Source organism: Lacinutrix undariae, assembly GCF_052934785.1.
In genome coordinates this window covers 707,501-720,217 of the sequence record NZ_CM128809.1, presented here as the reverse complement: position 1 = coordinate 720,217, position 12,717 = coordinate 707,501, and the positions used below count along the sequence as shown (strand labels likewise).

Below are 12,717 nucleotides of genomic sequence, written 5' to 3'. Positions count from 1 at the left end.
AAATATGGGAGACACAACAATAATATATAAACCAACATTAGTGGCTGTTGAGGCTGCAGCCAGAAAACTTGAAGGTATTGCAGCTGTAACCCCCTTGATTAAAAACATGCAATACTCTAAGCAGTTTGAGTGTAATGTAATGTTTAAAAGAGAAGATTTACAACAAGTACGTTCTTATAAAATACGCGGTGCATACAATAAAATGTCATCGCTTACGGCTTCTGAAATTGAAAACGGAATTGTTTGTGCAAGTGCCGGGAATCATGCACAAGGTGTTGCGCTTTCATGTAAATTATTAAAAATTAGAGGGACTATTTTTATGCCTTCTCCAACACCAAATCAAAAGATTGAACAGGTTAAAATGTTTGGTGAAGATTATATTGATGTGGTGTTAGTAGGTGATAGTTTTGATGATGCTTACCATGCGGCAATAGCGCAGTGTAAAACGTTGAATAAAACGTTTATTCACCCTTTTAATGACGAAAAAGTTATTGAAGGGCAAGCTACAGTTGGCTTGGAAATTATAGATCAAACGCAAGTGCATCCTATTCATTATGTGTTTGTGCCAATAGGCGGCGGCGGATTATCGGCAGGATTATCATCAGTCTTTAAAGAGTTGTCTCCGCAAACAAAAATTATTGGTGTGGAGCCAAAAGGCGCACCATCAATGAAAACTTCTATTCATAATAATAAAAATACAACCTTAAATGAGATTGAAAATTTTGTAGATGGCGCAGCAGTAAAACGTGTTGGCGATTTAAACTTTGAAATCTGTAGAGAGAATTTGTTTGATGTGATTACTGTTGATGAAGGTAAAGTGTGTCAGACCATTTTGGAGTTGTATAATAAAGAAGCTATTGTAGTTGAACCTGCTGGAGCTTTAAGTATTGCTGCTTTAGATATTTATGCAAATGATATAAAAGGAAAAAATGTAGTGTGTGTAGTAAGCGGTAGTAATAATGATATTACACGTACTGCCGAGATTAAAGAGCGAGCACTTTTATATGCTAACTTAAAGCATTATTTTATTATAAAATTTCCGCAACGAGCAGGAGCTTTAAAAGAATTTGTAGTTGATATTTTAGGGCCTAATGATGATATCGCACATTTTGAATATACCAAGAAATCTAACCGAGATACAGGTTCAGCAGTTGTTGGGATTGAATTAAAGTCTCAAGACGATTTGCAGCCGTTAATTTCTAAGATGAAAACACATAATTTCTATGGAGATTATCTAAATAATAAGCCCGATTTATTTCAGTTTTTAGTGTGATGTTAACTGTTTGTTAATCAGTGTTGTTTTGAATAATATTATATTTATTGAGTCGTATTAATTTGTGAAAGAGAGAGTTTTTTTGAAATGTATAAACCATTTAAGGAATGGTGTAAAATGAATACAGCTATTAGAGAGAAGCAAATCAGATTATGTGCTGTGAATTATTTTTCAATCAATAGTTGAGTTTTTAATAATTAAAAAAGCTTAAAATGAGAATTTAATAGTTTTTGTTAAAAAGCTGGTAAAAAGTGTTGTTAGTATAAAATTATACTATAGTTTTACATCCATGTTATATTTACAAAATAAAAATAGAGTCGCAAGACCAATAAGTTTGCTAACCAGCAGACGACGCCGCTAATGCTCATTCTTTAGGCTAATTAGTTAACGCGTCATTTTTATTTTTTATTACATTGAAACTTACATCACAAATACATGCTTTATTAAATTCAATTATTGAAATCAATAATAGGAATTTTTTGCGCCGTAATTTCATTCGACGCCCTTAAGGGGTGTACTATATTATAGAACTTAGGTGAGTCCAGTTCTGCTTTCAGAAAAACAAAATCATTATATTTTTTAATTAAAACCAATTACAATGGAAATTGTTATTGCTAATAAATCTCATAGTATATACGCAGAAACTATTTGCGATACTATTGCAGATGCTGCTAAGGTTAGAGGTACTGGTATCGCAAAACGGAAACCAGAATATGTTATTACCAAAATGGAAAATGGTAATGCCGTTATTGCTCTTGAGGGCGATAAGTTTGCCGGTTTCTGTTATATCGAACAATGGAGTCATGGTAAATTTGTTGCCAACTCAGGTTTGATTGTGCATCCGGATTTTAGAAATCTTGGTTTGGCGAAACAAATTAAAAAACGAGTTTTTGAGCATTCAAGAACCAAGTTTCCAAATGCAAAAGTGTTTAGTATTACCACAGGTTTAGCAGTTATGAAAATGAATAGCGAATTAGGTTATCAACCTGTTACGTTTTCAGAATTAACTGACGATCAAACTTTTTGGAACGGGTGTCAAACCTGTAAAAACTACGACGTATTACAGCGTACCGAACAAGTAATGTGTTTATGCACAGGTATGCTTTATGATCCGTCAAAAGAAATAGTGAAAACAGAAGCGCACAAATACGACAAAAAGATTTGGACGAGATTAAAAAATATTAAACAAACAAGATTCCTTAAAAAAGAAAAAAAAGATGAGTAAAAAGTTAGTCATAGCATATAGTGGTGGGTTAGATACGTCATATTGCGCAGTAAGTTTAAGCAAAGCGGGTTATGATGTACACGCCGTTAGTGTAAATACAGGCGGATTTTCTGCTGAAGAAATTATTTCAATTGAAAGTAACGCCTACAAAATGGGCGTATCAACATATAAAAATATTGATGCCGTTGCCACATATTACGATAAAGTGATTAAATATTTAATCTTCGGAAATGTGTTAAAAAATAACAGCTATCCATTATCAGTAAGTGCAGAACGTATTATTCAAGCAATCGAAATTATTGAATATGCAAAAAGTATAGATGCACAATATATTGCTCACGGAAGTACAGGAGCAGGAAATGATCAAGTGCGTTTTGATATGATTTTTCAAACTTTAGCTCCAGAAATAGAGGTTATTACACCTATTAGAGATCAAAAATTATCAAGACAAGAAGAAATTGATTATTTAAAAGCTAATAACATTGATATGTCTTGGGATAAAGCAAAATACTCTGTTAATAAAGGACTTTGGGGAACTAGTGTTGGAGGAGAAGAAACATTAACTTCAGAAAAACCATTACCTGAATCTGCTTACCCATCACAATTAAAAAATGAAGGTGAAACAAAAGTGGTTTTAACTTTTGAAAAAGGAGAATTTGTAGCTTTTAATGGCGTAAAATCCACTCCAGAAAAAAATATAGAAGCATTAAATGATATCGCTTCAGGGTATGCAATAGGTAGAGATATTCACGTAGGTGATACTATTGTTGGTATTAAAGGGCGTGTAGGTTTTGAAGCCGCAGCAGCTTTAGTAACTATAAAAGCACATCATTTATTAGAAAAACATACACTGACTAAATGGCAATTACAACACAAAGAATATTTGTCTAGTTTTTATGGCATGCATTTACATGAAGGTCAATATTTAGATCCTGCCATGCGAAATATTGAAGCTTTTTTACAAAGTAGCCAAGAGCAAGTTTCAGGACATGTTACGGTGACTTTAAAACCTTATCATTTTAATTTAGACGGAATTATTTCTGATCATGATTTAATGAATGCAAAATTTGGAAGTTATGGTGAAATGAATAAAGGCTGGACAGCAGATGAAGCTAAAGGATTTATTAAAATTATAGGAAACCAAAACAAGATTTATCACCAAGTAAATTCATAAATATGATTAATGTAGGAATTATAGGAGGCGCAGGATATACGGCAGGTGAGTTATTAAGAATCTTACTAAACCACCCAAAAGTGGCTATTAATTTTGTGTTCAGTACATCAAATGCAGGAAACAAAATTAGTAAAGTGCATCAGGATTTATTTGGAACAACAGATTTAGAATTTTCTAGTGCTATAAATCCAGGTGTTGAGGTGTTGTTTTTGTGTTTAGGACACGGAAACTCGAAAGCATTTTTAGAAAAGCATCAATTTTCAGCACAAACAAAAATTATAGATTTAAGTAATGATTTCAGACTCACAAACGATGCCGTTTTTGATAATAAAGCATTTGTTTACGGTTTACCCGAATTAAACAAAAAAAGCATTTGTGAAGCTAATTATATTGCGAATCCTGGTTGTTTTGCTACGGCAATTCAAACGGCGTTATTACCATTAGCAAATGCAAAGTTATTAACCGATGAGGTTCATGTAAATGCAGTAACAGGAGCTACTGGTGCAGGAACATCATTATCTGAAACTACACATTTTACGTGGCGAGATAATAATTTTTCGTCATATAAAGTGTTTAATCATCAACATTTAGATGAAATTCAACAATCGGTACAAGGTTTACAGAATGACTTTGATTTCGATATTAATTTTGTCCCTAATCGGGGTGATTTTTCTAGAGGCATATTCGCAACCCTTTATACTAAGTTTGAAGGCACTTTAGAAGACGCAAAACAGTTATATAAAGATTTTTATAAAGCTGCTGCTTTTACTTTTGTCTCTGATGAAGATGTACATTTAAAACAAGTAGTTAATACTAATAAATGTCTGGTGCATTTACAAAAACATAAAAATAAATTAGTAATTACAAGCGTAATTGATAACCTTTTAAAAGGCGCTTCAGGACAAGCGGTTCAGAATATGAATTTAATGTTTGGCTTTGAAGAAACTGAAGGTTTACAATTAAAAGCAAATTACTTTTAAATATTAAATAAGTTGCGTTAGCGATTGTAGTGACATCCTTTTTGGTGTCAGTTCGAGTGAATTTGTGAAGTATGAACAAATTAGTATCGAGAACAAAAACAAAAAGATATAACGGAAAGCGCGACCCTTGGGTAACGCCATAATATATATAATTATGAAAATAGCAATCATTGGTACAGGTAATTTGGGGCAGTCTATTGCAAAAGGATTGATTACCAATAATGCGATTACAACTTTATTTTTAACGAAAAGAAATTTAGAAGGTATTGCAGAGTTTGAAGGGTATAAAAATGTAAAATTGACCACAGATAATACCGAAGCTGTACAACAATCTGATATTTTAATTTTTGCGGTGCAACCCGCACATTTTGAGTCGATTTTAAATGAGGTAAAACCATTTTTAACCGAGAAACATGTGTTGATTTCAACAATTACAGGTTTTACAATTCCTAAAATTGAAGCTGTAGTTGGTGTGCAACAAAATATTATTCGCGCTATGCCAAATACGGCGATTGCGGTTGGTAAATCTATGACTTGTTTGTGTAGTAATTTACAAGGTGAAAAACGTATTAAAATTGCCGAAGCTATTTTTAATAGATTAGGACATTCATTAATAATTCCTGAGTCACAAATGCAGGCGGCAACAGTGGTTTGTGCTAGTGGTGTTGCGTTTTGGATGCGATTAATTAGAGCGACAACTCAAGCAGCTATTCAGTTAGGTTTTGATGCAAAAGAAGCACAAGAATTAGCAATGTATACTAGTGAAGGTGCGGCGAGTTTATTGATTGAAAATGGCGCACACCCAGAAGAAGAAATTGATCGTGTAACTACACCAAAAGGTTGTACAATTGAAGGTTTAAATGAAATGGAACACAAGGGATTGAGTTCGTCATTAATTCAAGGTATGCTCGCATCATTTAATAAAATTAACAACATTAAAAAAGAACAAATATGAGTTTGTTTAACGTTTATCCATTGTTTAATATCACTCCCGTAAGCGCAAAAGACGTTTATGTGTATGATGATAATAATGTGGAATATTTAGATTTATATGGCGGTCATGCTGTAATTTCTATTGGGCATTCACACCCAAAATATGTGTCTGCTATTTCTAATCAGGTTGAAAAATTAGGATTTTATAGTAATGCAATTCAAAATCCTTTACAGGTGGAATTGGCAGAAAAATTAGAAGTTTTATCTGGATGTAAGGATTACCAGTTGTTTTTATGTAATTCTGGAGCTGAGGCAAATGAAAATGCATTAAAATTAGCATCTTTCCATAACGGAAAACATAAAGTTTTAGCATTTAATAACGGATTTCACGGACGTACTTCGGCTGCAGTAGCGGCAACAGATAATCCTAAAATTGTAGCACCAATTAACGCACAACAAGCGGTTGATTTTGTTGAGTTAGGCGATTTGGCAACTGTTGAAAATATTTTAAAAGAAAACGAAACTTGCGCAGTGATTGTTGAGTGTATTCAAGGTATTGGTGGTTTGAACGAAAGTACAACGGCGTTTTATAAAGGACTTGAAACCTTGTGTAAAACGTGTAATACTATTTTAATTGCTGATGAGGTGCAATCTGGATTTGGAAGAACAGGCGATTTTTTCGCTTTTCAAAAACATGGTATTACTCCAGATATTATCTCTATTGCAAAAGGTATGGGAAATGGATTTCCAATTGGTGGTGTGTTAATTCATCCTTCAATTAAAGCGTCTTTTGGTTTGTTAGGAACCACTTTTGGCGGAAATCATTTAGCATGTGCAGCATCTTTAGCAGTTTTAAATGTGATTGAAGACCAAAAATTAATGGCGAATGTAAAAATGGTTTCAGACTATTTTATTGAAAAATCAAAAGCAGTTCCGGGATTGAAAGCTGTAAAAGGACGCGGATTAATGCTTGGATTAGAATTTGATTTTCCAATTGCAGAATTAAGAAAACAATTAATTCATAAACATCACATATTCACAGGAAGTGCTAAAAACCCTAATTTAATTAGAATTCTTCCGCCGTTAACGGTTCAGAAAAAACATATAGATATCTTTTTTGAAGCTTTAATGAATGCCTTAAAATAATATGAAAAAATATACCCAAATAAAAGATATATCTAATATTCAGGATATTGTAAAAGAAGCTATTTTATTAAAAATGGACCCTTTTGAATTTCAGGATTTAGGAAAAAATAAAACATTAGTCATGTTATTTTTTAACGCGAGTTTACGTACAAGATTAAGTACCGAAAAGGCGGCTAAAAATTTAGGAATGTCGGTTACTGTTTTAAATGTAAACGACGCTTGGCAATTAGAGTTTGAAGACGGAACGGTTATGAATGCTGCAACTTCTGAACATGTAAAAGAAGCTGCCGAAGTGATTTCTCAATATGCCGATATTATTGCGGTTAGAGCATTTCCGAGTTTAGCGGATAAAGCTAAAGACGCTTCAGAATTTGTGCTTAATAGTTTTGTAAAATACGCAACTGTGCCAATTGTAAATATGGAAAGTGCGACTGCGCATCCGTTACAAGCTTTGGCAGATGCGATTACTATTGCAGAATTAACCGAAAAAGCAAAACCAAAAGTAGTGTTGTCTTGGGCGCCACATCCTAAAGCGTTACCGCAAGCGGTGGCAAATTCGTTTGTGGAAATGATGCAGAATTTAGAGGTAGATTTTTCAATTACGCATCCAGAAGGTTATGAGTTAAGTGAAGAAATTACTAAGAATACGCCAATTAATTACAATCAAGAAGAGGCTTTAAAAAATGCCGATTTTGTTTACGTGAAAAACTGGAGTAGTTATAATAACTACGGAAAAATACTTAGTGAGGATAAAAATTGGATGATGACTCAAGAAAAATTGGATACAGCTAAATTTATGCACTGTTTGCCAGTAAGACGAAATGTTGTGGTTGAAGATGCTGTTTTAGATGGCGAAAAGTCAGTAGTAATGAAGCAAGCTAATAATAGAACTTATGCTGCGCAAATTGTATTGAAACAAATTTTGGAAGATTTAAAAAAATAAACACCTTCTATGTTGAAGGTTAGCATAAAAATGAAAACATTAAAAATTATAAAAATAGGTGGTAATATCATTGATGATGATGTTGCTTTAAAGCAATTTTTAAAAGATTTTGCAACTATTGATAGTCCGAAAATCTTAGTACATGGTGGCGGGAAATTGGCAACTAAATTAGCCGATAAAATGCAAATTCCGGTGAATATGATTGAAGGTCGTCGTGTTACAGATCAAGATACATTAGATGTAATTACCATGGTTTATGCCGGTAAAATTAATAAAACTATTGTGGCACAATTACAGGCTAATTCTTGTAATGCTATTGGTTTTTCTGGAGCTGATGGAAATACTATTGTGTCTAATTTAAGACCAACAAGACCTATTGATTATGGTTTTGCAGGTGATGTAAAACAGGTAAATACACAAACAGCAAACTTGTTATTAGCTAATAATGTTACGCCTGTATTTTGTGCAATTACGCACGATGAAAACGGACAATTATTAAATACAAATGCCGATACAATTGCTTCGGAATTAGCAATTGCTTTTGCGCCAATATATAATACCGAATTGTATTACTGTTTTGAGAAAAAAGGAGTACTCATTAATGTAAATGATGAAAACTCTGTGATTAAAACAATTGATACTAATAATTACGATTCGTTAATTGAAAACGGAATTATTTATGAAGGCATGTTGCCTAAATTAAATAACTGTTTTCATGCAATTCATCATCAAGTACAAAAAGTTTGTATAGGTGATGTAACGATGATTTTTAATGAAAATAGTAGTTATACAACTATAAAAGAATGATAGAAAAATTAACAATAAGCGCTATCAGTTTATTAAAACAGTTGATAGAAACGCCATCTTTTTCTTCCGAAGAAAATGAAACGGCAGCACATATAGAACAATGGTTTGTAAATGAAAATATACCGTATAAACGTACCGTAAATAATATTTGGGCAACCAATAAATATTTTGATGACAGCAAACCAACCTTATTGCTAAACTCGCATCACGATACCGTAAAACCTAATAATGGTTACACAAAAGATCCGTTTAAGGCTATTGTTGAGGACGGAAAGTTATACGGTTTAGGGAGTAATGATGCAGGTGGATGTTTGGTGTCGTTATTAGCGACGTTTACTCATTTTTATGCTCAAGAAAACTTAAAATTTAATTTAGTTATTGTCGCTTCTGCAGAAGAAGAAAGCAGTGGTGATAATGGTTTAAATAGTATGTTGTCTATAATTCCAAAAGTAGATGTTGCCATTGTTGGAGAGCCTACGTTAATGAATTTGGCTGTGGCCGAAAAAGGGTTAGTTGTCTTTGATGCCGAAATAAAAGGAACGCCAAGTCATGCAGCACATCCAAACGAGAATAATGCGATTTACAATAGTATTTCGGTATTACAATGGTTTAAAGATTACAATTTTAAGAAAACTTCTGAAGCTTTAGGTGATGTAAAAATGACCGTGACTCAAATTAGTGCAGGAAAGCAACACAATGCTGTTTCTTCTGAAGTGAAACTGGTCGTTGATGTTCGTGTAAATGATAAATATTCAAACCAAGAAATAGTAGATATTCTTCAGGCAGAATCACCTTGCGATAGTATTATTCCACGAGGTGTAAAATTAAACTCATCGTCAATTCCTGTTCATCATCCGTTGGTTGTTGCGGGATTAGAAATTGGACGTACAACTTATGGTTCGCCAACATTATCAGATCAAGCGGTGTTATCTTGTCCGTCTTTAAAATTAGGACCTGGCGATAGCACACGTTCACATTCGGCAGACGAATTTATTTACGTTAATGAAATTGAAGAAGGTATTAAGATTTATATCAAATTATTAGAAAAAGTATTGTAAACTTTTTGCTACTTAGAATGTTTCTGCTAAAAATAGAATTTCTCAAAGTGACAAAGCAAACAAAAAATTAAAAGACACACATTATGAAACTCTGGGACAAAGGCATTAGTATAGATAAAAAGATAGAACAATTCACCGTTGGAAACGACAGAGAAATTGACATGCATATTGCAGAATATGATGTAGAAGCTTCCTTGGCACATGCACAAATGTTAGCTAAAATAGATATCATTACTGCAGAAGAATTACAACAGTTAGAAAGCGGATTAGCTATTTTATCAAAGCAAATTGAAGATGGTACTTTTGTTATTGATGCGCAATTTGAAGATGTACATTCAAAAATAGAATTCGAGCTTACTAAAACCTTAGGAGAAGTAGGAAAAAAAATTCATACGGCTCGTTCTCGTAATGATCAAGTTTTAGTGGCATTACAGTTGTTTTATAAAGAGAATTTAAGTGTAATTAATAGTAAAACTGAAACGTTTTTTGATAACTTATTACAACTTGCCGAAACTCATAAAGATACTTTACTACCAGGATATACACATTTACAAGTCGCGATGCCTTCTTCATTTGGAGTTTGGTTTTCAGCATACGCCGAAGTTTTAATTGACGATGTGTATTTGTTAGAAGCTGCATTAAAAACGGTAGATCAAAATCCGTTAGGTTCAGCAGCGGGATATGGAAGTTCATTTCCTATTGATAGAACATTTACAACAGAAAAATTAGGGTTTTCAACCTTAAAATATAATGTGGTTGCTGCACAAATGAGTCGTGGAAAAAGCGAACGTACAATTGCACTTGCTCTAGGAAGTTTATGTAATACTTTGGCGCGTTTTGCTATGGATATTTGCCTGTATAATAGTCAAAACTTTGGTTTTATTGCATTCCCAGACGAGTTAACGACAGGAAGTAGTATTATGCCGCATAAAAAAAATCCAGATGTTTTTGAGTTAATTAGAGGAAAGGCTAATAAAATTCAAGCTCTACATACCGAAATGGTTTTAATTACTAATAATTTACCAAGCGGATATCATAGAGATTATCAGTTATTAAAAGAAAATATGATTGCTGCTATTGAGGATGTAAAAGATTTACTAGATATCTTTAATTATGCAATTCAGCAAGTTCAAGTTAAAGAAATAGACTTAACCGATGCTAAATATCAGTATTTATTTACGGTTGATAATATTAATACTTTGGTTGTAAACGGTATGCCATTTAGAGAAGCATATCAAAAAATAGGAGGTGAGGTTGAAAACGGAACTTATAAACCAGATATTTCTAAAAAACATACGCACGAAGGAAGTATAGGGAATTTATGTTTAGATAAGATTAAAGAAAAATATCCGTCTATTATAAAGTAAGATTTTTTCACATCAAAAAGCTACAGAAGCAATTCACTCACTAAATATTCAGCACACTATATATAGTAGTCATTTCATTTTTCTGTTGAAATTATAAAGACACGCACTCTATTGCTAGAAGAAAATCAAATTCACTCGGGTAACATATATATAATGTATAAAGTCATTTCAAAGAATCACTCACTATATCATATCTATTTTTAATGTCGAAATTAACGCTAACAGATAGATTTCAAACAAAACAAAACCGTCGTATATTTATAAAGTACTCACCCGTAGCCATTAAGTAAATAAATAGAAATAAAGTTAAAAAAGGTTAGGATTAGGGATTAAAATAGGTGTATATTTGCAGCCGCTTAGAACGGCAACGTTTTAAGGGAAAATTCTTTCAGGAAGATGTTTATTAAATGTTAAGATAAGGTTTTAAAAACTTTATTAAAAAACTAATAAAAAACATTGTGGAAGTTAAAAAAGGGTTGTATGTTTGCAGCCGCTTAAAACGGCAACGTTTTAAGAAAAGATAAGATAAAAAGTTCATTAACATATTGAATTGACAGCGTAAGTGATTAACTGGAAACGGTTAATTACAAAAAGAGAATAAAAATTTTGAGTACACATTAATTCCTATTAATTGTTAAGACAATAGTGGAAACACTTAAAAATTTAACGATGAAGAGTTTGATCCTGGCTCAGGATGAACGCTAGCGGCAGGCTTAACACATGCAAGTCGAGGGGTAACATTGTGCTTGCACAGATGACGACCGGCGCACGGGTGCGTAACGCGTATAGAACCTACCTTTTACAGAGGGATAGCCTTTAGAAATGAAGATTAATACCTTATAGTATTTTAGATTAGCATTAATTTAGAATTAAAGATTTATCGGTAAAAGATGGCTATGCGTTCTATTAGCTAGATGGAGTGGTAACGGCACCCCATGGCTACGATAGATAGGGGCCCTGAGAGGGGGATCCCCCACACTGGTACTGAGACACGGACCAGACTCCTACGGGAGGCAGCAGTGAGGAATATTGGACAATGGAGGCAACTCTGATCCAGCCATGCCGCGTGCAGGATGACTGCCCTATGGGTTGTAAACTGCTTTTATACAGGAAGAAACACTCCCTCGTGAGGGAGCTTGACGGTACTGTAAGAATAAGGATCGGCTAACTCCGTGCCAGCAGCCGCGGTAATACGGAGGATCCAAGCGTTATCCGGAATCATTGGGTTTAAAGGGTCCGTAGGTGGATAATTAAGTCAGAGGTGAAATCCTGCAGCTCAACTGTAGAATTGCCTTTGAAACTGGTTATCTTGAATCATTATGAAGTAGTTAGAATATGTAGTGTAGCGGTGAAATGCATAGATATTACATAGAATACCAATTGCGAAGGCAGATTACTAATAATGTATTGACACTGATGGACGAAAGCGTGGGGAGCGAACAGGATTAGATACCCTGGTAGTCCACGCCGTAAACGATGGTTACTAGCTGTTCGGTTTTCGGACTGAGTGGCTAAGCGAAAGTGATAAGTAACCCACCTGGGGAGTACGTTCGCAAGAATGAAACTCAAAGGAATTGACGGGGGCCCGCACAAGCGGTGGAGCATGTGGTTTAATTCGATGATACGCGAGGAACCTTACCAGGGCTTAAATGTAGATTGACAGGTTTAGAGATAGACTTTTCTTCGGACAATTTACAAGGTGCTGCATGGTTGTCGTCAGCTCGTGCCGTGAGGTGTCAGGTTAAGTCCTATAACGAGCGCAACCCCTGTTGTTAGTTGCCAGCGAGTCATGTCGGGAACTCTAACAAGAC

The 12,717-nt window shown here is 33.9% G+C and carries 10 protein-coding genes and 1 rRNA gene (1 of these 11 running past the window's edge); all 11 read left to right on the top strand.

Features of this window, described 5'->3' with window-relative positions; translation table 11 throughout:
• The first annotated feature begins 4 nt into the window (after positions 1-4).
• Positions 5-1,273 (top strand): threonine ammonia-lyase IlvA, encoded by a 1,269-nt coding sequence (gene ilvA / locus ACU4C5_RS03330; protein WP_446845631.1) that lies wholly within the window; start codon positions 5-7, stop codon positions 1,271-1,273.
• Between the two features lie 598 nt (positions 1,274-1,871).
• A complete protein-coding gene (locus ACU4C5_RS03325; protein WP_446845630.1) occupies positions 1,872-2,498 on the top strand; it encodes a GNAT family N-acetyltransferase in 627 nt (208 codons plus the stop codon).
• Complete coding sequence (locus tag ACU4C5_RS03320) at positions 2,491-3,672, top strand: argininosuccinate synthase (RefSeq protein WP_446845629.1); 1,182 nt, start codon at positions 2,491-2,493, stop codon at positions 3,670-3,672. The genes ACU4C5_RS03325 and ACU4C5_RS03320 overlap by 8 nt, the downstream gene beginning before the upstream one ends.
• Before the next feature lie 2 nt (positions 3,673-3,674).
• On the top strand, positions 3,675-4,652 hold the full coding sequence (argC, locus tag ACU4C5_RS03315) for an N-acetyl-gamma-glutamyl-phosphate reductase (RefSeq protein ID WP_446845628.1): 978 nt from the start codon (positions 3,675-3,677) through the stop codon (positions 4,650-4,652).
• A gap of 154 nt (positions 4,653-4,806) precedes the next feature.
• Complete coding sequence (gene proC, locus ACU4C5_RS03310; RefSeq protein ID WP_446845627.1) at positions 4,807-5,607, top strand: pyrroline-5-carboxylate reductase; 801 nt, start codon at positions 4,807-4,809, stop codon at positions 5,605-5,607.
• Complete coding sequence (locus ACU4C5_RS03305; protein ID WP_446845626.1) at positions 5,604-6,731, top strand: aspartate aminotransferase family protein; 1,128 nt, start codon at positions 5,604-5,606, stop codon at positions 6,729-6,731. Before proC ends, ACU4C5_RS03305 begins: the two co-directional genes overlap by 4 nt.
• A 1-nt stretch (position 6,732) precedes the next feature.
• Positions 6,733-7,674, top strand: coding sequence for a Rossmann-fold NAD(P)-binding domain-containing protein (locus ACU4C5_RS03300; RefSeq protein ID WP_446845625.1), 942 nt, complete (start codon positions 6,733-6,735; stop codon positions 7,672-7,674).
• Between the two features lie 30 nt (positions 7,675-7,704).
• On the top strand, positions 7,705-8,481 hold the full coding sequence (gene argB, locus ACU4C5_RS03295) for an acetylglutamate kinase (protein ID WP_446845624.1): 777 nt from the start codon (positions 7,705-7,707) through the stop codon (positions 8,479-8,481).
• Complete coding sequence (locus ACU4C5_RS03290; RefSeq protein WP_446845623.1) at positions 8,478-9,539, top strand: M20 family metallo-hydrolase; 1,062 nt, start codon at positions 8,478-8,480, stop codon at positions 9,537-9,539. The genes argB and ACU4C5_RS03290 overlap by 4 nt, the downstream gene beginning before the upstream one ends.
• An 83-nt stretch (positions 9,540-9,622) precedes the next feature.
• Positions 9,623-10,906: an argininosuccinate lyase gene (gene argH / locus ACU4C5_RS03285; RefSeq protein WP_446845622.1), complete on the top strand. Its 1,284-nt coding sequence runs from the start codon at positions 9,623-9,625 to the stop codon at positions 10,904-10,906.
• A gap of 666 nt (positions 10,907-11,572) precedes the next feature.
• Positions 11,573-12,717 (top strand): 16S ribosomal RNA (locus ACU4C5_RS03280); it runs 375 nt beyond the window's last position.